At 69.1% G+C, this 23,684-nt stretch carries 16 protein-coding genes; 8 read left to right on the top strand and 8 right to left on the bottom strand.

Annotated elements, in window-relative coordinates; translation table 11 throughout:
• Nucleotides 1-60: 60 nt before the first annotated feature.
• Together AB6A66_RS10040 and AB6A66_RS10035 are read left to right on the top strand one after the other, a co-directional pair.
• The gene (locus tag AB6A66_RS10040; RefSeq protein ID WP_371055759.1) at nucleotides 61-2,517 is read left to right on the top strand and encodes an FAD-dependent oxidoreductase; all 2,457 of its coding nucleotides are present in this window, start codon (nucleotides 61-63) and stop codon (nucleotides 2,515-2,517) included.
• Nucleotides 2,518-2,743: 226 nt separating this feature from the next.
• Nucleotides 2,744-5,194, top strand: coding sequence for an FAD-dependent oxidoreductase (locus AB6A66_RS10035; RefSeq protein ID WP_371055758.1), 2,451 nt, complete (start codon nucleotides 2,744-2,746; stop codon nucleotides 5,192-5,194).
• A 947-nt stretch (nucleotides 5,195-6,141) separates the two neighbouring features.
• On the opposite strand, the gene AB6A66_RS10030 is transcribed toward AB6A66_RS10035, so the two are convergent.
• The 6 genes from AB6A66_RS10030 to AB6A66_RS10005 all read right to left on the bottom strand — a co-directional run bounded on the left by AB6A66_RS10030 (nucleotide 6,142) and on the right by AB6A66_RS10005 (nucleotide 13,574).
• A complete protein-coding gene (locus tag AB6A66_RS10030) occupies nucleotides 6,142-6,627 on the bottom strand; it encodes a chemotaxis protein CheW (RefSeq protein WP_371055757.1) in 486 nt (161 codons plus the stop codon).
• 66 nt (nucleotides 6,628-6,693) lie between these two features.
• On the bottom strand, nucleotides 6,694-8,730 hold the full coding sequence (locus AB6A66_RS10025) for a methyl-accepting chemotaxis protein (RefSeq protein ID WP_371055756.1): 2,037 nt from the start codon (nucleotides 8,728-8,730) through the stop codon (nucleotides 6,694-6,696).
• Between the two features lie 93 nt (nucleotides 8,731-8,823).
• On the bottom strand, nucleotides 8,824-9,315 hold the full coding sequence (locus AB6A66_RS10020; protein WP_371036834.1) for a chemotaxis protein CheW: 492 nt from the start codon (nucleotides 9,313-9,315) through the stop codon (nucleotides 8,824-8,826).
• Nucleotides 9,316-9,327: 12 nt separating this feature from the next.
• Nucleotides 9,328-11,358, bottom strand: a complete 2,031-nt coding sequence (locus AB6A66_RS10015; RefSeq protein WP_371055755.1) for a chemotaxis protein CheA — start codon at nucleotides 11,356-11,358, stop codon at nucleotides 9,328-9,330.
• Nucleotides 11,359-11,363: 5 nt separating this feature from the next.
• Nucleotides 11,364-11,729 carry a response regulator gene (locus tag AB6A66_RS10010; RefSeq protein WP_371036832.1) on the bottom strand — a complete coding sequence of 122 codons (366 nt, stop codon included), beginning with the start codon at nucleotides 11,727-11,729 and terminating at the stop codon, nucleotides 11,364-11,366.
• A 216-nt stretch (nucleotides 11,730-11,945) separates the two neighbouring features.
• Complete coding sequence (locus tag AB6A66_RS10005; RefSeq protein WP_371055754.1) at nucleotides 11,946-13,574, bottom strand: hypothetical protein; 1,629 nt, start codon at nucleotides 13,572-13,574, stop codon at nucleotides 11,946-11,948.
• A 152-nt stretch (nucleotides 13,575-13,726) separates the two neighbouring features.
• On the opposite strand from AB6A66_RS10005, the gene AB6A66_RS10000 reads away from it, so the two are divergent.
• The 6 genes from AB6A66_RS10000 (at nucleotide 13,727) to AB6A66_RS09975 (ending at nucleotide 21,369) form a co-directional block, all read left to right on the top strand.
• The gene (locus AB6A66_RS10000; RefSeq protein WP_371036830.1) at nucleotides 13,727-13,999 is read left to right on the top strand and encodes a hypothetical protein; all 273 of its coding nucleotides are present in this window, start codon (nucleotides 13,727-13,729) and stop codon (nucleotides 13,997-13,999) included.
• Between the two features lie 48 nt (nucleotides 14,000-14,047).
• Nucleotides 14,048-16,273, top strand: coding sequence for a methyl-accepting chemotaxis protein (locus AB6A66_RS09995; protein WP_371055753.1), 2,226 nt, complete (start codon nucleotides 14,048-14,050; stop codon nucleotides 16,271-16,273).
• Nucleotides 16,274-16,303: 30 nt separating this feature from the next.
• Nucleotides 16,304-17,191 (top strand): protein-glutamate O-methyltransferase CheR, encoded by an 888-nt coding sequence (locus AB6A66_RS09990; RefSeq protein ID WP_371055827.1) that lies wholly within the window; start codon nucleotides 16,304-16,306, stop codon nucleotides 17,189-17,191.
• Nucleotides 17,191-18,267 carry a chemotaxis response regulator protein-glutamate methylesterase gene (locus tag AB6A66_RS09985; RefSeq protein ID WP_371055752.1) on the top strand — a complete coding sequence of 359 codons (1,077 nt, stop codon included), beginning with the start codon at nucleotides 17,191-17,193 and terminating at the stop codon, nucleotides 18,265-18,267. Before AB6A66_RS09990 ends, AB6A66_RS09985 begins: the two co-directional genes overlap by 1 nt.
• A 648-nt stretch (nucleotides 18,268-18,915) precedes the next feature.
• Nucleotides 18,916-20,976, top strand: a complete 2,061-nt coding sequence (locus AB6A66_RS09980; protein ID WP_371055751.1) for a PhoX family phosphatase — start codon at nucleotides 18,916-18,918, stop codon at nucleotides 20,974-20,976.
• 99 nt (nucleotides 20,977-21,075) lie between these two features.
• Complete coding sequence (locus AB6A66_RS09975; RefSeq protein ID WP_371036826.1) at nucleotides 21,076-21,369, top strand: cytochrome c; 294 nt, start codon at nucleotides 21,076-21,078, stop codon at nucleotides 21,367-21,369.
• Between the two features lie 33 nt (nucleotides 21,370-21,402).
• Here AB6A66_RS09975 and AB6A66_RS09970 read toward each other — a convergent pair whose 3' ends face one another.
• The gene (locus AB6A66_RS09970) at nucleotides 21,403-21,735 is read right to left on the bottom strand and encodes a hypothetical protein (protein ID WP_371036825.1); all 333 of its coding nucleotides are present in this window, start codon (nucleotides 21,733-21,735) and stop codon (nucleotides 21,403-21,405) included.
• A gap of 14 nt (nucleotides 21,736-21,749) precedes the next feature.
• A complete protein-coding gene (locus AB6A66_RS09965) occupies nucleotides 21,750-23,438 on the bottom strand; it encodes a secretin and TonB N-terminal domain-containing protein (protein ID WP_371036824.1) in 1,689 nt (562 codons plus the stop codon).
• Between the last annotated feature and the right edge of the window lie 246 nt (nucleotides 23,439-23,684).

Here is a 23,684-nt window from a genome sequence, read left to right as displayed (position 1 = left end):
ATGCTTTGCCGTGTCGCCGCTTCGAACGCGGATGCGCAGCCTGGGGAAAGAGGAGCAACCATGTCCGACTTGCCATCGCACGCAGGCGTCGTGATCGTCGGGGGCGGCTCCATCGGCTGCAACACCGCCTATCACCTCACGAAGCTCGGCGTGTCGGACGTGGTGGTGCTGGAGCGTGACCGCCTGACATCGGGCACGACATGGCACGCCGCGGGGCTGGTCGTCGCGGGGCTGCTCAAGTCCGAGGCGGAATGCGAGATCTACACCCACGGCCGCGACCTCTACGCCCGGCTCGAGGAAGAGACGGGCGTGCCCACCGGCTTTCGCGCGGTGGGATACCTGCAGGTCGCCAGCAACGAGGAGCGCGTGCACGAGATGCGCCGCGTCGCGCCCTTCATGCGCAGGCACGGGATCGACATGGTCGAGATCTCGCCCCGCGAGGTGCAGGAGCTCTTCCCGGTCGGGGACGTGAGCGACGTGCTGGCCGGCTTCTACATCGCCGAGGACGGGCGCGCGAACCCGGTGGACGTGACGATGTCGCTCGCCAAGGGCGCGCAGATGGGTGGCGCGCGGATCTTCGAGACGACCGCCGTCACCGACATCGTCGTGCGGGGGGACCGTGCCGTGGGGGTGCGCATGGCGGACGGGCACGAGATCAGCGCCGATCACGTGGTGATCTGCGCGGGCATGTGGTCGCGGCAACTGGGCGCGAAGGCCGGCATCACGCTGCCGCTTCAGGCCGCCGAGCATTACTATCTCATCACCGACAAGATCGAGGGTCTGCCGCGCGACCTGCCGGTGCTGGAGGATCCGAAGACCTACACCTATTACCGCGAGGAAGTGGGCGGCCTGATGCTGGGCCTGTTCGAGCCCGGCGCCGCGCCCTGGAAGGTCGAGGGCATCCCGGAGACCTTCGCCTTCGGCGAGATCGAGCCGGACTGGGACCGGGTCGGCCCCTGGCTCGAACTGGCCTACAGCCGCGTGCCCGGCGCGTTGGACGTGGGCGTGCGCAAGCTCTTCTGCGGGCCGGAGAGCTTCACCCCGGACAACGCGCCGCTGGTGGGCGAAACGCCGGAGCTTCGCAACTGCTGGGTGGCCTGCGGCATGAACTCCCTGGGCATCCTGAACGGGGCGGGCACGGGCCGGGCGCTCGCGCACTGGATCGTCGAGGGCGTGCCGCCGATCGACGTGACCGGCATCAACGTCAATCGCTTCACCCGGCACCACGCGACGCCCGCCTTCCGCCGCGACCGGACGACCGAACTTCTGGGCAAGCTGTTCGGCCAGCATTTCCACAACGAGGCCCCGAAAACCGGGCGGAACCTCAAGCGGTCGGTGCTTTACGACCGGCTGGCGGCGGCGGGCGCGTATTTCACCGAAGGAAACGGCTGGGAACAGCCCGACTGGTTCGCGCCATCACCCGCGCAGGCGAAGATCGAGCGGCTGAGCTGGTTCCGCCAGAACTGGTGGGACTGGCACGCCGAGGAGCATCGCGCGGCGCGCGAGGACGTGATCGTGATGGACATGTCGAGCATGTCGAAATTCGCCGTCGAGGGGCCCGACGCCTGCGCGCTGCTCTCGCGGCTGAGCTGCAACGACGTGGACGTCGCGCCGGGGCGCGTCGTCTACACCGCCTGGGTCAACGACCGGGGCGGCTTCGAGGCCGATCTGACCGTGACGCGCCTGTCGGAGACGAAATTCATCGTCGTGGTGGGCGAGAACTCGCACGGCCACACCGAGATGCGGATGCGCCGCCACATCGGCGCGAACGAATGGGTCACGATCACCGACCTCACCGCGGGCATCACGCAGATCAACGTGCATGGCCCCAAGGCGCGGCAGCTGATGCAGCGGCTGAGCGAAACCGACCTGTCCAACGCGGCCTTCCCCTTCATGACGGCGCAGGAGATCGATATCGGCTACTACGCGGTGCTCGCCCTGCGCGTGACCTTCGTGGGCGAACTGGGCTGGGAACTCCATGTGCCGGCGACGCAGGCGGTTCAGGTCTACGATCTGCTGGTCGAGGCCGGGCGCGACCTGGGGCTGCGCAACGCCGGGATGCAGACGCTGAACTCGCTGCGGCTGGAGAAGGCCTATCGCGACTTCGGCATCGACGTGGACAACACCGACAACCCGATCGAGGCGGGTCTCGGCTTCGCGGTGAAGCTCGACAAGCCCGGAGGCTTCATCGGCCGCGACGCGCTGGCCGCGATCAAGGCGCAAGGCGTGCCGAAGACGCGGATGCTGCAATTCCTGCTCGAGGACCCCGAGCCGCTGCTCTACGGCAACGAGATCGTGCGCCTCGACGGCAAGGAGGTGGGCCATCTTCAGATCGGCGGCTACGGGCACACGCTGGGCGGTGCGGTGGGTATCGGCTTCGTCGCGCTCGACTGCGCCGTGACGCCCGAGATCGTCGAGGCCGGCCCGTGGGAGGTCGATGTCGCGGGCGAGCGCGTGCCGGCCCGCGCCGCGCTGCGGCCGATGCTGGATCCGGCGATGGAGCGCGTGAAACGGTGATGCCTTCCGCACGCCCGAACTCGCCCTCGACGGGGCGACGCAGGTCGCGAAACGCGGCGCACCCCCGTGCGCGGGCCATGGTGCGCCCCCGGCCGGCCCGCCCCGAAGCGCCGGGGCCGTCGGGCGGGGTAAGCGACGGGGCGCGCGCGGAGCTCGCGATGCCGGCAGGGTTGACGCGACACCGTCCTCCCGTCACCCCGCTCGGCTCCGCTTCGGGACGAACGACATGACCGCGCTTCCCCGCGAGGCCCGGGCCGTCATCATCGGCGGAGGGGTGTCCGGCTGCTCGGTCGCCTACCACCTTGCGAAGGCGGGCTGGACCGACATCGTCCTTCTGGAACGCAAGCGGCTGACCAGCGGCACGACCTGGCATGCGGCCGGCCTAATCGGTCAGCTGCGCAACAGCCAGAACATGACCCGCCTCGCCAGGTATTCGACCGAGCTTTACACCCGGCTCGAGGACGAAACCGGCATGGCGACAGGCTTTCGCCAGACCGGATCGATCACCGTCGCGCTGACCTCCCACCGCAAGGAGGAGCTGCTGCGCACCGCCGGCATGGCGCGGGTCTTCGGCGTCGAGGTCGAGGAGCTGGGGCCGGCCGACGTGAAGGCGATGTATCCGCATCTGAACACCGAGGGCGTCACCGCCGGTGTCTGGCTGCCGAAGGACGGGCAGGCCGATCCCGCCAACATCGCGCTGGCGCTCGCGCGGGGCGCGCGCGACCGGGGCGCGACCATCGCCGAGAACGTGAAGGTCACGGGTGTCGGCGTGAAGGAGGGCCGCGTCACCGGCGTGTCGTGGCAGAGCGGCGCGGAACAGGGCCATATCGCGGCCGACGTCGTGGTGAACTGCGCGGGGATGTGGGCGCGCGAACTGGCCGCGCAGTCGGGCGTCGCCGTGCCCCTGCACGCCTGCGAGCATTTCTACATCGTCACCGAGGGCATCGAAGGATTGGACCGGTTGCCCGTCCTGCGGGTGCCCGACGAATGCGCGTATTACAAGGAGGACGCCGGCAAGATGATGCTCGGCGCCTTCGAGCCGCGCGCCAAGCCCTGGGGGATGGGCGGCATCCCCGAGGATTTCGAATTCGACCAGCTGCCCGAGGATTTCGACCATTTCGAGCCGATCCTCGAGACCGCGGTCGCGCGGATGCCGATGCTGGCGACGGCCGGTATCCACACCTTCTTCAACGGGCCCGAAAGCTTCACGCCCGACGACCGCTACTATCTGGGCGAGGCGCCGGAGCTTCGGGGCTACTGGGTGGCGGCGGGCTACAACTCCATCGGGATCGTCTCGTCCGGGGGCGCCGGCATGGCGCTTGCGCACTGGATCACGGAAGGCGAGCCGCCTTTCGACCTGTGGGAGGTCGATATCCGCCGCGCCCAGCCCTTTCAGCGCAACCGCCGCTACCTGCGCGAGCGCGTGTCCGAGACGCTGGGCCTGCTCTACGCCGATCACTACCCGAACCGCCAGCCGGTCACGGCCCGCGGCGTGCGTCGCTCGCCGGTGCACGAGCATCTGAAGGCCGCCGGCGCGGTCTTAGGCGAAACGGCCGGCTGGGAGCGCGCCAACTGGTTCGCCGACCCCGGTCAGGAGCGGGCCTATCGCTACGACTGGGGCGGGCAGAACTGGTTCGCCAACGCCCGGGCCGAGCACATCGCGCTGCGCGAGGGCGTGGGGCTGATCGACATGACCTCTTTCGGCAAGATCCGGGTGGAGGGGCGCGACGCCTGCGCCTTTCTTCAGCGCGTCTGCGCCGGGCAGCTCGACGTGGCGGCGGGGCGCATCGTCTACACGCAGATGCTGAACGCCCGTGGCGGCATCGAAAGCGACCTGACGGTGACCCGGCTGGGCGAGACGAGCTTTCTTCTGGTCGTCCCGGCGGCCATGCTGCAACGCGATCTGGCATGGCTGCGCCGTCACGCAGGCGAGCGCGCGGTGGCGATCGTCGACATGACCTCGGGCGAATCCGTCTTCTCGCTCATGGGGCCGCTGTCGCGCGCTGTGCTTGCAGGCTGTTCACCGGACGATTTCTCGAACGCGGCGCATCCCTTCGGCACGGCGCGGGACATCGAGATCGGCCTCGGGATCGCCCGTGCGCATCGCGTGAGCTATGTCGGCGAGCTTGGCTGGGAGATCTACGCGCCCTGCGATCAGGCCGCCCATGTGTTCGAGACGCTGGTCGAGGCCGGCGCGGCGCAAGGGCTCAGGCTCTGCGGCATTCACGCGATGAATTCCTGCCGCCTCGAGAAGGCGTTCCGGCATTACGGGCATGATATCACCGACGAGGATCACGTGATCGAGGCGGGGCTGGGTTTCGCGGTGAAGACGCGGAAGGGGGACTTCATCGGCCGCGAGGCCGTGCTGCGCAAGCTGGAGACGGGCCCGGAGCGGCGTCTCGTGCAATTTCGGCTCGAGGATCCCGAAATCCACCTGCACCACAACGAGCCGCTGCTGCGCGACGGCGAGATCGTGGGGTTTCTCACCTCCGGCGGCTATGGCCACGCCCTGGGGGCGGCGGTCGGGCTCGGCTATGTGCCCTGCACCCGTCCCGGAGAACCGGCGGTCGAGATGCTGGCCGCCTCCTACGCGGTCGAGGTCGCGGGACGCCGTGTGCCCGCCCACGCGAGCCTGACGCCGATGTACGACCCCAAGGCGCTGAGGGTGAAAACCTGACGGCGGAAGCGGGAAACGGTGGGTCCTGGCCCGATACCGGCATGGCCGGCGCCAGCGGCCCGCGGGTGTCCTCGTGCGCGGCGCTCGCCCGCTGCGCGGGGCCGGCATTCGGGCCGTGTTGCCGGGAGGCGCGCTCCCGCGCTGCCCCGTCGCGCGGGCGGCGTGGACATCGCCGCCGCCTCGGCACGTGTCGTCGCGGGCGCAGGCGTCCGCACGGATCCGCATCTCGCGCCCCATGCGCACCGCGCGGCTTTCCCGCCTCGCCGGTCCCGTCTGGGCGCATCGAAAGGAGCTGGCCCGCGATGGGGGCGTTCCATGCCGCCAGACGCCACCCACGGCATCGAAGGCGGCGCGCCCGAGATCATGGATCTCATTCCTCGGCGGGCGACGCCCGGGGGCTTGCGGTCCGGTCAGCCCGCGCCGTCCCCGCCCGGGAACGTGGCGCTGCCCCCGTGTGCGCCCTTGGGCATGGCCGGTTCCGCCCTGGAATTTGCCCGGGGAGGGTGTCGAGGACGCTCGGCCCGATGCAGGCCACCGGAAAATCCGGTCGAACGAAGCAGCACGACCGCCCGGCTGCCTGACGCCTCGGTCGCCGTGGTGGGCGCGCCCCGCCACTGCCTGTCAGTGTCACCGGCAAGGGGCCATGACGCGGACGAGCGGCGCGATTGGCCTCGGGGACCCGGATGCCGTCATCCTCGCGCGCGCGACGGAGGGGTGGCCGTTATCTTCAGGACGCGATGCAAGGCGACGCGAAGGATCAATTCCTCGCGATCCGGGTTGGACGGGTCTTTCGGGCGCAACCCGTGCCGCAGTCCTTCGCCAGGGCCCATCGAAAGCTCGCGAAAGCCCCGATCATTCCCGGCGCGGGGGCCGTTCCGGGAGGCGCCAGTCCTGGCGGGATTGCCTTCGCCCGAAGGCGTCGAGCGCCGGCGCCCTCGCGCCGATGCCTAGAGCGGCCAACCGCCGCCCGCCCCGAGCGCCGCGTTGCCATCCAGCGCCAGTGCAAGGCGGCCATCGATCCGCGTGATGGCGCGCACCGCTCCGCCGGACTGCCCGTATTCGGCCGGTTCGAAAGCGTCCGGGGCGATCTCGATCACGCTCTCGACGCGGTCGACGCGCAGGCCTCTCGGACGATCCCCGCCTCCATCGAGCACGAGGATTCGGCCTTCGCCGCCGGCCGGGCTCCTCGGCAGGCCAAGCCGGACGGCCAGGTCCGCGACCTCGATCGCGCGGCCGCGAAGGTCTATGAGGCCGAGGACGTCGGACCCGGCGCCGGGCAGGGGAGACATCCGCGCCATGTCGAGGATTTCGCGCACATGCGCGACGTCGAGCACGAAGAGCTGGTCATCAAGGCTCAGAACGACATAGGCTCGCGCCTCCTGCTCTTCTGGCCGGGACGGGATGGTGTCGGTTGCGTCATTGTCGATGGTCATGGCGGTCTTCCGGAGAGGGGCGTGGAGAAATGCCGGGCCGGGCTGGTGCCCGGCCCGGCGCAAGCGTCAATTGCGGGCGAAATCGGCGTCGGTCATGTCGTCGTAGCCGAGATCCAGCGCCACGCCGTTGGTCGGCCCGTGACCCGTGCCGGATGCCGGGGCCGTCGCGGCGCGCGACCCCCGGTCGGCCAGGTCGATGCTCTTGCGCGATCCTTCCTTCCGGGGGCCCCGGGCCTCCGTGGTGCCGGCCGGGACGGAGGGGGCAGTTCGGGCCTCCGCCGAAACCGTGCGCGCGGCATGGTGCCGCTCCGCCGTGCCGGTGCTGAAGAAGGCGAGGACGGCGCGGACCTGTTCGGACTGGGCGGCCAGCGCCTCCGCCACCGAGGCCGCCTCGGTCGCGGCGGAGGCATTCTGCTGGATCACGCTGTCGAGTTGGCGGATGGCGTCGTTGATCTGATCGGCGCCGGTGCTTTGCTCGCGCGATGCCGCCGAGATCTCCTGCACGAGGTCCGCGGTGCGCCGGATCGAGGGGACGAGCGACTTGAGCGTCTGGCCGGCTGTTTCGCTCGCCTCGACCGTCGCGCCGGACATGCCCGAAATCTCGGTGGCGGCCTGCTGGCTTCGCTCGGCCAGCTTGCGCACCTCGGAGGCGACGACGGCGAAGCCCTTGCCGTGCTGGCCTGCGCGCGCGGCTTCCACGGCGGCGTTGAGGGCCAGCAGATCGGTCTGGCGCGCGATTTCCTGGATGATCGTGATCTTCTCCGCGATCGTCTTCATCCGGGTCACCGCGGCATCGACGGCCTGTCCACCCTCTTCGGCCTCGCGCGCGGCCTGTTCGGCGATCTTCTCGGTTTGCGCGGCGTTGTCGGCCGCCTGCCGGATCGTGGCGGTCATCTGCTCCATGGCGCTGCTGGCCTGTTCCGCGGCCGACGCCTGCTCCGTCGCGCTCTGGCTGATCTGCTCGGAGGCGACGCCGGCCGATTGCGCCCCTTCGGCCACTTGCGCCGACGCGGCCTGCACCTCGCTCACCACGTCGCGCAGCTTGACCGCCATGCGGTCGAGCGCACCGAGAAGTCGCCCGATCTCGTCGCGCGAGGTCGTGGAGGCGTCGACCGTCAGGTCGCCGTCGGCCACCTGCTCGGCCACGTGAAGTGCGCGGCCGAGACCGCGCGTGATGCTGCGCACGGTGAGTGCGGCCAGCAGCGCCAGCGCCACGACGATCGCCCCCGTCAGCCACCAGAGCGTGTTCTGCGCCTTGGCCGCGGCGGCGCGCACTTCCGCCCGGACGGCGGACCTGTCGGCGTCGATCGCCTCCCGCAACGTGCCGATCGCCTCGGTAGGCAGGATGGTGGCCGCGTCGAGGTCGGCCCGGGCCGCGCTGACGTTGCCAACGCCCTCGGCATAAGCCTCGAAGGCCGAAACGTAGCCGTTCCTCGCCTCGCGCAGCGCGGCGCGCTCGCCCGCGGGCAGCGCGAGCGCCGTGTCCAGCCGGGCGGCGAACGCCTCCGCCGCGTCCTGGAATTCCCGGATTGCCGCATCGTCCTGGATGGTGATGAACGTGCGTTCGTGGCCTTGCAACCGCAGGCCCAGGGCCCGCAGTTGAGCGTCGTCCACGTTTACCAGCCTGTCGTCCAGCGCTTCTCGTGCTGCCGCCAGTTCGGCGCGCAACCCCATGCTCCAGTCAAAGCCGCGTTCCGCGATCCGCGCGGACAGTCGTGCGACGGCGTCGCCATAACCGCGTATCTGCGCGTCCACGGTTTCCAGCGCGGCGCGCGTGTCGTCCTGGTGGTCCATGAGCAGGGCGCGAAGCGCCTCCAACGGCCGGGTCTTGGCGTCAAGCGCCGCCTCCGCGACCGCGAGGCTCTCGTTTCCCGGCGCGAGTTCAAAGCCTCGCACGGCGATGACTGAGTCGGAAAAAGCCTCGTCGAGCGCGGATGCGAGAGACACTTGCTCGGTATACTTGTCGTAGCGCGAATCGAGCCGGTCGGTGGTCGCTCGGGTCTGCACGAAAAGCGCCACGGATGCGATCACGCCGAGCACGCCGAAGGCGCCAAGCAGGGAGACCTTCAGTTTCACGCTCAGATTATCAAGGGGGTTCTTCATTGGGTAGGTCTTTCAGTTGGCAATCAAGAGACGCGGCACCGCCTTCGGCGACGCGCGCAGTAGGGCGAAATGCGGTTCGATCCCGGAAGAGGCTCAGCCGGCTTCGGTGTCCGGGTCGAACACGGCATCGGGGGATAGAAGGATCACGACGCCCTGGGCATCGCGACAGACACCCTTGACGAGCGAGGCGGGCCAGCGGCTGCCCAGCTCCGGCAAGGGCTCGAGTGCGCCTGTATCGACCTCCAGCACGTTTTCCACCGCGTCGGCCTCGATGGCGAGGCGTTGGGGCCCGACCGGCAGCGTGACCTCGATCACGACCAGTCGCAGGGTGGCCGGCGCCTCGGCCGAGGCGGGAATGCGCAGGCGTCGGCGGATGTCGATCACCGGCGTGATGACGCCACGGACGTTCACCAGCAGGCGGGCGTGGGGCGCTGCATGGGGCACCGGGGTCGCCGGAACCGGATCGATCACTTCGGCCACAGTCGTGACCGGCAGCGCGAACCGTTCGCCGGCGAGGTGGAAGACAAGCAGCGTGGCAAGCCCCGTGGGCGCCTCGGCCACGATGTCGGGATGCGTGTCGGCCATGGCGGGATCCTTTCAGGCGGCGTCGGGCGCGACGGGCGTGCTGCGCGACAGGCCACGGCAGAGCGTGGCCACATCGATGATGAGCGCGATGGATCCGTCGCCAAGGATGGTGGCCCCGGACAGTCCGGAGATGCCGCGATGATAGGGGCTGAGCGGTTTGATGACCGTCTGGTTCTGGCCGAGGATGTCGTCGACCACGAGGCCCAGGCGGGCGCCATCCGCCCGCACGACCACGACACGCCGGCGCGCGCCGGGATCCGCCGCGAGGCCCAGCGCGTCGTCCAGCGCGACGAAGGGTATCAACGTGTCGCGGATCTGCAGCGTGCGGCGCCCGCTGTCGCGCAGGGTGTCGGAGGGGTCCATCTCGACGCATTCGTCGATGACCGCCAGCGGAACCACCAGCACCGAGTCGCCCAGCCGCACCAGCAACCCGTCCATGATGGCCATCGTCATCGGAAGCCGAAGCGTGACGCGGGTGCCCTGACCGCGGGACGAGGTGACCTCGACGCCGCCGTTCAGCCCGTCGATGGTGCTGCGCACCGCGTCCATTCCCACACCGCGGCCCGAGACGGAAGAGAGCGTCTGCGCCGTCGAGAAGCCGGGCGCGAAGATCATCTGCTGCAGTTCCGCCTCGGTCGGCGCAGCCTTCGGTGCCAGCAGGCCGCGCTCGACCGCGCGGGTCCGGATCGCCTCCGTGTCGAGGCCGCCGCCATCGTCTTCCAGCGTGATCAATACCTCGCCGCCCTCCTGGCGGGCGTTGAGGCGCAGGGTGCCGCGCGCGGGCTTGCCAGCGGCAAGCCGGTCCTCGGCCGGCTCGAACCCGTGGTCCATGGAATTGCGGATCATGTGCACGAGGGGTTCGGTAAGCTGGTCGAGCACGGTCTTGTCGAGCTCCGTCTCGCCCCCGGTGGCGACGAGGTCGACCTCCTTGCCGAGTTCGGCGGCAAGGTCGCGCACCACCCTGCGAAATTTTCCGAAAACGCCTTCGATGGGCAGCATCCGGATCGAGAGGGTTTCCTCCCTCATGCCCGTGACGAGACGCTCGACCGTTTCAACCACGGTCTCGAGCTCGGAATGTCCGACATCGGCGGCCAGCTTGTGCAGGCGCGACTGGGCGATCACCAGTTCCCCGAGCTGATCCATGATGCGGTCGAGCTTGGCGGATGCCACGCGCAGGCTGTCGGCGGGCCGGTTTTGCCCCGGCCGCGCCGCCGGTTGGGCCGGTCCGTCCGCGCGGGGCGACGACATGCTTGCGGACGGGGCTTCTGCGCGCGTCCGCGCGTCGATACCGGATGCGCCGGGCGCCGCCTCGGACGGCTCTTCCAGCGGCTCGATTTCGAGGGTCGCGTCGTCGGCGAAGATGAACACGCCCTCGATCTCCGCCCGCGGCCGGTCCGTACGAAGCACGACCTCCCAGGCAAGATAACTGTCCTCGGGGGTCATCGCCTCGAGCGTCGGAACCGCGGTGGTGTCCAGCGTGACGTCGAGCGCACCGAGCGACGCCAGTTCCTCGATCAGAAGATCCGGGCGCATGCCCTGGCGCAACGCCTCCCGGTCGGGGCGGAAACGGATATGCCAGCGCCGCGCGCGATCGGCGGCCACCGCGTCATGTCGGGTGGGGGCGGGGGGCGAAGATGTCTCCGACGTCTCGCCGGTGACCCGTGCCAGAGCCTCGAGCAGGCGCGCCGCCTCGGGCGACGTGTCGGGCTCATCCGCAGCGTCGCCGTCTGCGCCGGCCTCGAGCAGCCCGATCATGTGGTCGCGCGCACGCAGGCACAGGTCGACAAGCGACGGATCGACGGTGAGATGACCCGCGCGCAGCTGATCGAAGGCCTCCTCGAAATGGTGGGTGAACCGGCTAAGATCGGTAAACCCGAACATCGCTCCGGATCCCTTTATCGTGTGCAGGGTGCGGAATACGGCATCCAGACGCTCGGGATCCGCGTTCGCCTCGAGGTCCAGAAGCTGACCTTCGAGGCCCTCGAGCAGATCGCCGGCCTCCTGAACGAAGCTGGCGATGGCGGGGTTGATCTCGGCAGACATGGCGATCACCCCAGCAACTTGTTGACGACGGCCGTCAGCATGTCGGCGTCGAAGGGCTTGTTGATCCAGCCGGTCGCGCCCAGCGCCTTGCCGCGGCTCTTGGCGGCGGGGTCCGACTCGGTCGACAGCATCACGATCGGAACCCCGGCATTGGCCGCCGAGCCGCGCGCCTGCTCGATGAATTCGAACCCGTTCATGTTGGGCATGTTGAGGTCGGTGATGACCAGATCGATCTTCTGGGAGGTGAAAGCCGACAGCCCCTCCGCGCCGTCAGCCGCCCCGACGACCCGGAAACCTTTCTGGCCGAGGGTGAAGGCCACCATGTCGCGGACCGATTTGCTGTCATCGACCGTGAGAACCGTACGTGTCATCTTGCTGTCCTCCGAAGGACGCGACGCCAATTACGGCGAAGCGCAGTGTGGCCATCTTCGAAACCGGGCATTTGCGGCGTGCGTCCGACCTCTGACCGCAGCCGCATATGATGCGGCACCTCGTCGTGTCAAAACCCCTGAGTTCCGGTTTTATTTTTAATTTTCATATACTTGTCATTCGCTTCCCTTGGGCGCGCATGCAGCGACGCCGGAGGCTCAGAACAGAATGTCATCGAGGGATTGCGAAGCGGGCGCTGTCGCCTTCGGCGCGGCCGTACCGTCCAGCCCCGCGTGCACATCCCTCTCGCTTTGCATCGTGTAGATCGCATTCAACGGTGCGAGGCTTTCGAGGGCGGCGCCTGACAAGGGGGTCGCTGGCTCCATCGCGCGGCCGCAGCGGCGCAGCGCCTCGACCGCTTCGGGCAGGATGGCCAGGGCGGCGAGCCCTTCCTCGACGGCGTTGGACAGCGTCGCGGCGTCCGCGCGCGCGCTGTCACGCAAGGCGGCAAGGTCGGATACGCCCTTGGCGACGTCATCGTGACGCGCGCGCGCCGCGGCGAGGCTTTGGTTCAGCTCTGCGGTGCGGTCCTCCAGTCGCGACAGGGTCGCGCTTTCGATCAGTGCATCGACATGGGAGAAGGCCGTCTTGCAGGCGTCGGCTTGCGCGCTGCACCGGGCCGCCGTTTCCTGGACCGTGCGCGACAGGACGTCCATGGCCGCCTTCGACATGCCGCTGCGATCGGCCAGCAATCCCGCGTTGATCGATGCGAGGGTGATTCCCTCGGCGGTGTCCAGGAGCCGCGCGAAATCGGAGCGCGCTTCGGACACGCGGGTGCGCACGGCGCCCGCAGCTTCCAGGGCCGCGGCCAGCGCGGGGCCCAGCAACCGCTCCAGCCGTTCGGCCTGCGCCAATTCGGTCGACAGGCCCTCGATCAGGGCCTCGGCTTCGCCACCGATGTCGCCGGCCAGCATCTGGGCGGCGTTGCGCCCGTTTTCGCGCATCCGCGAAAGCGCGGTCCGCAAACGGCGCAGCACCTCATCGGTGTCGGCGCAAGCCGCTGCGATCTGCGCCGAGGCGAGCGCGCGGGCGGCGACCGGGTCGGCTGTGGTGCTTGAAAGAATGGTGCCGACATGGTCCAGCCGCTGCGAAAGCTCGTCGGCGTGCTGGATGCCGGCGATCAACGCGCCGGTTTCGGTGCGGCTCGTGGCCTCCAGCCGCTCTGCAAGCCTGTCGAGGCCGTTGCTCAGTTCGCGGTTGCGATCGTGGATGTCGGCGTGACGGGCGCGCGCCGCGCCGCCGAATGATTGCGCCTCTGCCGCGCTGAGGGCCGTCGCGCCGATCTGGCGGAGCGCCGCATCCCTGCGCTCGCGAATCTCCTGGATCGTGCTTTCCAGGCTGCCGGCCGATCCGCGCAGTTCCTCTGTCATGTGGCGAAGCGATGCGACGAACCCGTTGATCTGCTCCATGCCGCTCGCATTGCCCGTGATCCGGCTCATGGTGGCGACCATGGCCAGCTGGCGTGTTTCGCGCAGGATGGCGCCGCTGGCCGAGAACGCGCCGTCAAGCCCTTCGGCAAGCGCGCCTTGAGCGAGCTCCTTGGCCTGGGTGGCGAGAAGCTGCGCGATCTCCTCGCAGATGCCGGCAAGCGCATCCTGCGTGCCCGGGTCGTCGAGACGCGACAGCAGCGCGCCCAGCGCCTTCACCGCGCCGCCCACATCGCCGAGGCTTTCGTTGGCGCCGCCGAGGCTTTGCGAAAGACGTTCGAAGGCGGCGACCACGCGGCTGCGCGCCTCCTCGGCCTGCGCCAATCCTTCCGCGACGATTTCAACCGTGTCCTTGGGCATCTCTTGCTCGCGTGGCAGCCGCTCGATGGGACGTTTCTTCCTGACACCCGTTGACATCCGGTTACCGGCCAAGCGCGCCGTCGGTCCGGCGCTGGCAAGCGATCGTTAAGCGAAGGGCGCTACCAACGGCCTCGTCCGTAAAGGAGGTTGCCGTGCCCGCTGATTCGCCCGACCTGCAGATTCTCGACATCGACGCGGCACTGGACCTGTCGGGCGCGCAGTCGGTGCATGCATCGCTCTGCGCGCGGCTCGCCGATCTCGATCCGGCCCGGCCCGTGCGGCTGGAACTCGGCGAGGGGCGGGCCACGGCGCCGGCGTTGCAGCTGCTTCAGGCGACGCGGCTTGCCCTTCAGGCGCGCGACATTGATCCGGCCCTTGGCCCTCGGGCACGGGCTGCGCTGGGCCCGCCCCCGCGAGAGACCTGATTCTTCCTTGGTTCCGTTTCCCGGTTCGGCACGTTTCAGGAGGTTCCCATGCGCCCGACCCTAAAGGCCAAGCTGGCCGCGACCTTCACGCTCGTTCTCGTCCTCTTCGGCGCCCTCGTCTTCGTGTCGGAGCGCAATCTGAAAAGCCTCGACTCCGTGCTCGACCAAATCGTCAACGAGAGCGCCGACAATATCCTCACGGCTGCCGACATGCGCCGGCACGCGCTCGAAATGGAAATTGCGATGAACCGGCTGATCGTCGCCGACGAGCCGGCCGAACTCGAGGCGGCCGAGGCGGCAATCGCGGCTCATGCTTCCAAGCTTGACGCCGCGCTCGCGCACATGGCCGAGGGAGCCGGTCCAAACTTGCTCGCGCAGATGGCCGACATCCGCGGGGCGCTTGACGATCTCGACGACATACTCGGCGAAGTTGCGACGATGTCGCAGGCCCAGACCAACACCCGCGGCCGCCGGCTTGCGCGCGATGCCGGCGAGGCTGCCATCGCCGAAGGGAGGGAGGCCGTTTCGGCCTTGCGCGGTGCCGTTGCGCGAGGCGCCGGGCTGGACGCGAACGCCGTCGACGGCGCGCTCGACGAGATGGCGGACGCGTTTCTGGCCGCCCAGGCGGCGGCGCAGATGACTTTGCTCGAGGCCGATCCCGCGGAGCAGGAAGAGGCTTCGGCCAAGCTCGACGCGGCATTGGCCAGAGGGTCGGCAGCGCTTGCGCGGATCGACGCCATTCTCGGGGTGACCGCCCGCGCCGAGAGGAGTGATCTGCGCGATGCCTGGGACAGGTCGGCCTCCGTTCTGGACGAGGTGCGCATGCTGGCGCTGGAGAACAGCAACCGGCAGGCGGAGGCATTGGCGACGGGGCCGGCCGATGCGGCGTTCGAGCGGGCACTCGACACCATTTCCGAGGTTTTCGCCGGCAGCCGTGCCGAGATGGTCGATGCCCAGGCCGAGGCCGATGCCACTTACGCAGAGGCCCGGTCGATGCTTTTTTCCGCCGCGGCCCTGGCGTTCATCGTCAGCCTCGCCGCCGGCGCATGGATCATGATATCGATCACTCGTGGCCTCGGTCTGGCAACGGATGTGGCGAACCGGGTCGCGCGGGGCGATCTGGACATTGCCGCGGCCAACCGACCGCGCGACGAGATCGGCGATCTCTTGCGCGCGATGGACACGATGGCCGGGGACCTGCGCGGCATGACCCGTGCAGCGGAAACCATCGCGAAGGGTGATCTGACCGCGAGCGTCACGCGCCGCTCCGAAGTGGACGCGCTCGGCATCGCGCTCGAGGACATGCTGGCCCGTTTGCGCCAGGTCATTTCCAGTGCCGGTGCCAGTGCCGACAGTGTCGCCGCCAGCGCGCAGGAAATGAGCGCCACTGCCGAACAACTCAGCCAGGGCAACACCGAGCAGGCGGCTGCGGCAGGCCAGGCCAGCGCCTCCATGGAGGAGATGTCGGCCACCATACGCCAATCCTCCGACAACGCCGCCCAGACCGAGCAGATCGCCACCAAGTCGGCGCAGGAGGCCGAGGATAGCGGCCGCGCCGTGGACGAGGCGGTCGCCGCCATGAAGACCATCGCGGAGAAGATCACGATCATCCAGGAAATCGCGCGCCAGACCGATCTGCTGGCCCTCAACGCCGCCGTGGAAGCCGCGCGCGCAGGCCAGCACGGCAAGGGCTTCGCCGTCGTCGCCTCCGAGGTGCGCAAGCTGGCCGAGCGAAGCCAGCAGGCCGCGACGGAGATTTCGTCGCTTTCGGGACGTACGCTCGATGCCAGCGCCCGGGCGGGCGAGATGCTCCGCGCGCTGGTGCCTTCGATCCAGCGCACCGCGGATCTGGTGCAGGAGATCTCGGCCGCGGCCCGGGAGCAGACCACGGGCGCTGAACAGGTCAACGAAGCGATCCGTCAACTCGACATCGTGATCCAGCAAAACGCCTCTGCCGCGACGGAGGCCGCCTCGTCCGCCGAGAGTCTCGCGTCTCAGTCCGAGCAGATGCGCCAGGTGATCGGATATTTCCGCCTGTCGGACGCATCCGGAGAAGTTTCGTCGCCCGGTGCGACGACAGGGGTGTCGCCCGCGCCGCGTGGCCTGCGTCCCGCGACGGAGGCATCCGGCTCGACCGTAACGGCCCGGGCTTCCATGCCGCCCGTCGTGGCGGGTGGTCAGGGAGTAACGCTGGATCTCGGCTCCGAGGACATCTCGGACAGCGATTTCGAGCGCTACGCGAGGGAAAACACGCGCGCGGCGGGCCGGGCCTGAGATGACAGGGGGAACATCGACGTGAGCGCGATGACGCATCGCGGGCTCGGCGGCGCGGCGGGTGCCGTCGAGACCTCTCCTCCGCCGGCGTTGACCGAGGTCCAGGCAAGCGGCTTGTGCGACATCATGCTTCGCGTTTCCGGCGTGCGGATCGATGCCGCCAAGCGCAGCTTTCTGGAGCTGCGCGTCGGGCGACGGCTTCAGGCGACGGGAGCGGCAGATTTCGACGCCTATCTCGCCCATCTGCGGGGCCCCTCGGGCGCGGCCGAGCGCCAGAACCTCGCGGAGGCGCTGGTCACCCACACCACGTCGTTCTTCCGGGAGCGGGCGCATTTCGACTGGCTTGCACAGGAGGGCATAGACCAGGTGGTGGCCTCCGGCGCAGGGCGGTCCTGGCCCCTCACGGTCTGGAGCGCCGCCTGTTCGACCGGGGCGGAGATGTGGTCGGCTGCGATGGTGCTGGATCAGGCCGCCCGGTCGCGTGCCGGCGGGCTGCGCTGGGCGGTAGTGGGCACCGACATCTCGCGCCGCATCCTGCAACGGGCCGCCACCGCGATCTTCACCGAAGACGAGATCGAAGGTCTGCCGGAGACCTTTCGCCGGCGCTATCTCATGCGGTCCCGCGCGGGACGCAGGCCGCTTTACCGCATCGTGCCGGAGTTGCGTGCGCAGGCGCGACTGGCCTGGGCGAACCTGTCAGAGCCGGCCCGTGGCCCGGCCCTGACCGCCGACATCGCCTTTCTGCGCAATGTCCTGCTCTATTTCCCGCCATCCGAGCAGCCGATGATCGCGGCAGGGGTCGTGGGCCGCCTGCGGCCTGGCGGGTATCTCGTCACCGGTCACGCCGAGGGGCTGAGCCGCGTGCCCCAGGGGCTGCGGCAGGTCGCGCCCACGCTCTACCGCAAGGAGGGCCCGTGATGTCCGCGCAGCCGCGGCGCCCGCTCAAGGTGCTCATCGTGGATGACAGCGCGGTGGTGCGTCAGACACTGTGCGAACTGATCGCGTCCGACCCGGGGCTGGAAGTCATGGGTGCGGCAAGCGATCCCTTCGCCGCGGCGCAGCGGCTTCGCGTTGAAAAGCCGGACGTGATCATTCTCGACGTCGAGATGCCGCGCATGGACGGGGTGACCTTTCTCAAGAAGCTCATGGCCCAACACCCGATTCCCGTGGTCATGTGCTCTTCGCTCGTGGGCGCCAATACCGCGACCCTGACCGCGGCCATGGCGGCCGGAGCCGTGGACGCGATCTGCAAGCCGCAGGTCGGCATTCGCGGCTTTCTGGAGGAAAGCCGGGTTCGCATCTGCGACGCGGTGCGCGCGGCCGCGCAGGCGCGGCTGTCGCGGTTGCGCCCGTCCGAGGTGGAGGCGAAGCTGACCGCCGACGCCATGCTTCCGCCGCCGGGAAGCAGGGCGATGGCGCGCACCACCGACAGGATCATCGCCGTCGGCGCTTCCACCGGCGGGACCGAGGCGCTGCGCCTCTTCCTGCGCCAGATGCCGGCCGGATGCCCGCCGATCGTGATCGTGCAGCACATGCCCGAGACGTTCACCGCCGCCTTCGCGCGGCGCCTCGACGGGGAGTGCGACATCTCCGTGCAGGAGGCCCGGCCGGGGGACCGCATGCTGCGCGGTCATGCCCTGATCGCCCCCGGCAACCGCCACACGATGGTCACCCGCTCGGGCGCGCATTACGGGATCGACGTGCGCGACGGGCCCCTGGTGTCGCGGCACCGCCCGTCGGTGGACGTCCTGTTTCGCTCGGTGGCGCAGAACGCGGGCTCCAACGCGGTCGGGATCATCATGACGGGCATGGGCGATGACGGCGCGCGCGGTCTGAAGGAGATGCGCGAGGCCGGCGCCCGCACCTTGGGCCAGGACGAGGACAGCTGCGTGATCTACGGGATGCCGAAGGAGGCAAGGCGCATGGGTGGCGTCGAGGAGGAACTGCCGCTTCCGCGGCTCGCCGCGGCCGCCATGAGGCTCTGCCAGGAGTGAGGCCCTTTTTGCCGCACGGCGGCGCTTTCGAAGAGAGGCGACCCAGCCGGTGCGAGCGTGCGGTCGTCGCCCCGCACGCGCCAGCCGAGGTGGCAAGAGGAGCGATGCGCCACGCTGCATGCGTCCGGCCCCGGCAGAAAAGGCGTGACGGCGGCTGGCGCGCGCCGCACCTTGCACGCTGTCACGGGCAACGGGCAGGCCGGACATGGGGTCGCGGCAGACACCCGGCGCATCGACACCGCGCGGGCCGGGGCGCGGGAGACGGGGTCTTGTCGTCCCGATCCACCTTGTCTCGTCGGGATCTTCCACCTCCGGCGTCCGGCGGGCCTTTCCGGGCCGGCCCCGCCGGGAAGCGCCCGTTTGCCGGGGCGGGGCGGGGCCGCTTCGTTCCCGAGTCGCGAATAATCACTGTTCAATGCGCCGAGCGTTCTCCAGCACGAAGCGACCCGGCGTCAGCCATCTCCCGAGTTCCGCGCTGGTTTGCGGTGGATCAATGGAACATCACCCGGGGCGGGCACACTCGGAGGGCTGCTGCCGGCGGCGGGTCGCGCCCCGCCGCGTTCGTCACGCACCTGTGACACTTGGCGGCTAGTTCCGCGTCGAGCGGTCTGCCGACTCGCTCTTTCGATGCAGCACAGGGAGCTGGACATGAAGGACTTTGAGCGGGACTATCCCGACCACACGCAGGCGATGGGCTACGAGCACGGCGACGAGCCGCAGTGCAACACGTCCGCCAATCGCAACTTCTACGACGTGATGGAGGCCCGCGTCGCGCGTCGCGGCTTCATGATGGGGGGCCTCGCCACCATCGCCACCGGTCTGATCGGCGGCGCGCTGTCGGGCAAGGCGGCGCTGGCGCAGGGCACCTCCAGCCTGATCGGGTTCAAGCCCGTGCCGGTGAGTTTCGAGGACGTCGTGGTCGTCCCCGAAGGCTACAGCTTCCAGGTTCTCGGCGCGACCGGCGAGCCGGTCTCGGGCGACATGCCCGCCTACCGGCCCGGTGCCAACACCGGCGCCGAGCAGGAACACCAGATCGGCCAATGCCACGACGGGATCCACTTCTTCCCGATCGACGGTGTCTCCTCGGAGGACGGCCTGCTCGTCCTCAACCACGAGTACATCGAGCCGCGCTTCCTGCATGCCGAAAAGGAAGGCTACAAGGGCGTGGCGCATGACAAGCGCAGCGTGGTCTACGACGCCGACGGCATGCGCGACGACGACGAGGTGCGCATGGAGATCGCCGCCCACGGCATCTCGATCTATCGTACCGCCAGGCAGGCCGATGGCCAGTGGGCCATCGTCGCCGACCCGCACAATCGCCGGATCACCGGCAACACGCCGATGGAGATCGGCGGCCCGGTCCGCGGCTCGGCGCATGTGCGCACCAAGTACAGCCCCGACGGAACGATGACCCGCGGCACGGTCAATAACTGCGCCCATGGCGTGACCCCGTGGAACACCTATCTCGCCGCGGAAGAGAACTGGGCGGGCTACTTCTCGAACACGACCCAGATCGACCAGAAGCCCGACCTGCCGCGCGAGCATGCCCGCTATGGCGTCTCGACCAACCCGAACGGTGGCCGCTACGGCTGGCACAAGGCGAAGTCGGGCGCCGACGAGTTCGTCAGGTTCGACGCCACGGCCCGGGGCGCCTCGGCCACCGAAGACTACCGCAACGAGCCCAATACCTATGGCTGGATGGTCGAGATCGACCCGTTCGATCCCGCAAGCACGCCGGTCAAGCGCACCCATCTGGGCCGCTTCGCGCATGAGGGCGTCGTGTTCGCCCCCGTCGTCGAGGGGGCTCCGGTGGTGTGCTACTCGGGCGACGACGCCCGGTTCGAGTACATCTACAAGTTCGTCTCCGACGGCGTCTGGGTGCCGGGAGAGACGGATGGCTCGATCCTCGACAGCGGCACGCTTTACGTGGCCAAGTTCAACGACGACGGCACCGGCGAATGGCTGGCTCTGGCGCCGGGACGCAACGGGCTGACGCCGGCCAACGGCTTCGCCGATCTGGCCGACATCCTCGTGAACACCCGCCTCGCCGCGGACCATGTGGGCGCGACGAAGATGGATCGCCCGGAATGGGGCACCGTTGATCCCAACGACGGCACGCTCTACTTCGCGCTCACCAACAACTCCCGCCGCACCCAGGCCCAGACCGACGCCGTCAACCCGCGCGCGGAAAACAACTTCGGCCAGATCGTGCGCTGGAACTACGAGAACGTCGACCACACCAAGGCGACGTTCCAGTGGGATCTGTTCGTGATCGCGGGCAACGCCCGCAACTCGGCGCTGGCCACGGGTGGCGCGCTGGGCGACGACAGCATCTTCGCCTGCCCGGACGGGCTGTGGTGCGACAACGACTCGCGGCTGTGGATCCAGACCGACATGGGCGATACCGGTCCCGATTACGAAGGCCCGCTCAAGGAGTTCGGCATGAACATGCTGCTGGCGGCCGATCCGGCCACCGGAGAGATCAAGCGTTTCATGACAGGACCCTGGGGGCAGGAGTGCACCGGCGTCGTCAGCACGCCGGACGGAAAGACCATGTTTGTCAACTTCCAGCATCCGGGCGCCCACGCCTCGGCCGAGCAGTTCGCCCAGGGCGACTTCGGGTCGGGCTTTCCCGACTACGACGGCACCGTGCCGCGTTCGGCCACCGTCGTCATCACGAAGGACGATGGCGGCTTCATCGGCACCTGACGCCGGACTTAGAAAGACGGAAAGGGCGCGGTTTCGCGCCCTTTCCACGCGACGCCCGGGACCGAAGGCAACGCGCCGCGCGCAAGGGAGGCCGCCCCCGTGACGGGATACCGCAGTGCCGCGATCATCTGTATCCTTTCGCCCCTGCTGACGGGGCAGGCGATCGCGGATCACACCGCCGAGATCGCGCGCGGAGAGGCGCTCTACATCGCCAACTGCCGCGAATGCCATGGTCCGACCGGGGCCGAGGGCGAGGTGGGCGACATTCGCGGATTGCCCGCGCGCGTTCTGCAGCACGCCACGCAGGCCGGCATCGGCATGATGCCGCGGATCGCGCTCGCCCGGGAGGATGTGGCCGCGATCGCCGCCTACCTGGCGCAGTCGCGCGAGTGACGTGAGGTGCGGCTCTCGGCGCGCGCGCTGGGATCAGGCGCCAAGTTCGTGCACGTAGGTGCCGCCGCGCTGGCTGACCACGTAAAGCGAGCCGTCCATCACCGAAAGAATGGCGGTGACGCGCCCGCCGCGGCGTACTTCCGCGCCGCCCCGGTTCGACAGCGCGTTCCGGATCGCGGGTCCGTGTTCGAGGATCTCCTCGCGCGAGAAGCCGCTGCGCCCCATCGCGATCACGAGATCGTCGGCGGACACGCGCGCCGTCTGACCGCCCGAGATCGGCACGACCCCCGAAAGGGAGTTGGAGACGTTCACGTCGGCGCAGGACGCCAGTGCCGACACGACCAGGAAGATTAGCGTCTTCTTCAAGCTCACGCCCTCCCTCACCGGTAGCCAAGCCGGTCCATGGCGGCGGCAAGCTCGGAGCGGAAGGCCGTCTCGTCCACCTGGCCGAGCGGAACCGCCCCCGGGTTGCCGCTGCGAAAGCGGCGGTCCTCGGGTTCCACCAGCGTTGCCGTCACGAAGATCGCCACCTGCTGCGTCCGGCTGCGCGAGGTGTCGTTGCGGCCCAGAAACGGAAGGTTGCGAAGCCCCGGTATCCCGCTGCGGCCTTGCTGGCTGCGAAGATCGGAAAGCCCCGCCACGGCCGCGGTCCCGCCGTTCTGAAGCTGCACGGTGTTCTGCACCGTGCGACGGTTGACAACGGGCAGGTTCTGCTCGCCCCGCGCCACCACGTCGGAGACCTCGAGCTCCATGTCGAGCGTGAGCGTCCTGTCGCGGCCCACCTGCGGTGTGATGCGCAGGATCGTGCCGGTCTCGATCTCCTCGAGGTCGCTGCGGATGAAGCTGTCGTTCTCGGTCAGGATCTGGAAGAACTCGGCGGTGGTCACGCGGATCACGGATTCGATCCCGTCCTGCGCAAGAACCTGCGGGCTTGCCACGATGGCGGCCTGGTTGTTCTCGGACAGCAGGTTAAGCGTGAGGCCGAGCGCGTTCGTGAAGGTCCGGCCGCTGGTGTAGCCGAGCGCGATCTCGGAAATGTCGGTGGTGCCGTCGGTCCGGTTCGCGCCGGCGGTCAGGCCGGGCGGCTGGAACTGGGTGCCGAGATCGAGAAAGGCGGTGGTGTCGAGCACGACCACACGCGCCTCCAGCATGATGTGCTTGCGCGGCTGGTCGATCTTGGCGATGTCGGCGTGGATCTGGCGCGCGATGGCGGGCGGCGCGTTGACCGACAGCGTGTTCGACACGGCGTCGGCGCGCACATGGGTGGCGAGGTTCTCGGGCAGCAGGTTCGTCACCACCTCCGCCGTCACGTGGTCCAGCTTTATCAGGCCGGTATCGTAGACGTCGCGCGCATCGACGTTCTTGGGTGGAAGCGGACGGTCGAGGCGCTGGACGAGTTGCAGCGCCTCCTGCCGGACGGAGGCGGGGCCGCTGATCGACAGGCTGTTGCGGACCTGGTCGGCGCGCACGTAACCCTGCAGCCGCTCGGGCAGAAGCTCCCGCGCGCTGGCCGCCTCGATGTAGGTGAGCGCGGCGAAGACGGTCTGGTCGGAGTTCGGGCGGTCGATTGTCTCGACGTCCTGCAGGATGACCTGCAGAAGCTCCGGCGGCGCCGAGATGACGAGCCGCCGGTTCGCGCTGTCGGCGCGCACGTATTTGCGCAGCGGCTCCACCAGCAGGTCGCGCGCGGCGGAGGCTTCGAGATTGCGCAGGGCGATGACCTCCGTGTCCGACACTTCCGCGAAGAGGTCGGCGCGGGGATCCGGATTGTAGACGAGGAAGTAGTCGGGCCGGCGCACGACGCGATAGCCGGTGCCGGCCAGCACCAGGTCGAGCGCGTCCTCGATCGTGGCATCCTCGATGGTGACCGTCACGATACCCTGCACGCCGGGGTCGGCCACGATGTTGGCCCCCGTCTGCGCCGCGATATCCTCGAGCGCGGTGCGAAGATCGGTCTGGAAGAAGACGTTGTCGACGATGGCGCGGCTCTGGGCCTGCGCGACGGTGGCGAAAGCGATCGCGAGCGCGCACAGGACGCACGCAAAAAGCCTGCCGGTTATCGGTCTCACCTGCATTTTCCTGCCTCGAAAGGTCGCCGGTAGATCCGGCCTGTCCTTGCCGCGCCGCGCTGCTCTGTGGATCGTTTTTCGCGGCACATTCGATTTCCAGTTTAGCTACCATGCGGAAGATCCTGAAAACAGTCAAATTTGTCCGGGCCCGGGGAAGTGTCGTCAAATTGCCACCCTGCCGGGGCGCGCTGGGGATGTCCTGGCCGGCGCGGCGTCATCTGTTCGCGCGGCCGGGTGGGCGCCGCC

It is taken from the genome of Rhodosalinus sp. K401 (genome assembly GCF_041365735.1).
Lineage (GTDB): Bacteria > Pseudomonadota > Alphaproteobacteria > Rhodobacterales > Rhodobacteraceae > Rhodosalinus.
The sequence above is the reverse complement of the archived record's forward strand: the minus strand, read 5'-3'. Positions and strand labels throughout refer to the sequence as shown.

What these genes read in the sequence shown, in the direction of transcription:
- AB6A66_RS10040 (WP_371055759.1), top strand. Translation starts at nt 61, where the DNA reads ATGTCCGACTTGCCATCGCACGCAGGCGTCGTGATCGTCGGGGGCGGC.
- AB6A66_RS10035 (WP_371055758.1), top strand. Translation starts at nt 2,744, where the DNA reads ATGACCGCGCTTCCCCGCGAGGCCCGGGCCGTCATCATCGGCGGAGGG.
- AB6A66_RS10030 (WP_371055757.1), bottom strand. Translation starts at nt 6,627, where the DNA reads ATGACCATCGACAATGACGCAACCGACACCATCCCGTCCCGGCCAGAA.
- AB6A66_RS10025 (WP_371055756.1), bottom strand. Translation starts at nt 8,730, where the DNA reads ATGAAGAACCCCCTTGATAATCTGAGCGTGAAACTGAAGGTCTCCCTG.
- AB6A66_RS10020 (WP_371036834.1), bottom strand. Translation starts at nt 9,315, where the DNA reads ATGGCCGACACGCATCCCGACATCGTGGCCGAGGCGCCCACGGGGCTT.
- AB6A66_RS10015 (WP_371055755.1), bottom strand. Translation starts at nt 11,358, where the DNA reads ATGTCTGCCGAGATCAACCCCGCCATCGCCAGCTTCGTTCAGGAGGCC.
- AB6A66_RS10010 (WP_371036832.1), bottom strand. Translation starts at nt 11,729, where the DNA reads ATGACACGTACGGTTCTCACGGTCGATGACAGCAAATCGGTCCGCGAC.
- AB6A66_RS10005 (WP_371055754.1), bottom strand. Translation starts at nt 13,574, where the DNA reads ATGCCCAAGGACACGGTTGAAATCGTCGCGGAAGGATTGGCGCAGGCC.
- AB6A66_RS09995 (WP_371055753.1), top strand. Translation starts at nt 14,048, where the DNA reads ATGCGCCCGACCCTAAAGGCCAAGCTGGCCGCGACCTTCACGCTCGTT.
- AB6A66_RS09990 (WP_371055827.1), top strand. Translation starts at nt 16,304, where the DNA reads ATGACGCATCGCGGGCTCGGCGGCGCGGCGGGTGCCGTCGAGACCTCT.
- AB6A66_RS09985 (WP_371055752.1), top strand. Translation starts at nt 17,191, where the DNA reads ATGTCCGCGCAGCCGCGGCGCCCGCTCAAGGTGCTCATCGTGGATGAC.
- AB6A66_RS09980 (WP_371055751.1), top strand. Translation starts at nt 18,916, where the DNA reads ATGAAGGACTTTGAGCGGGACTATCCCGACCACACGCAGGCGATGGGC.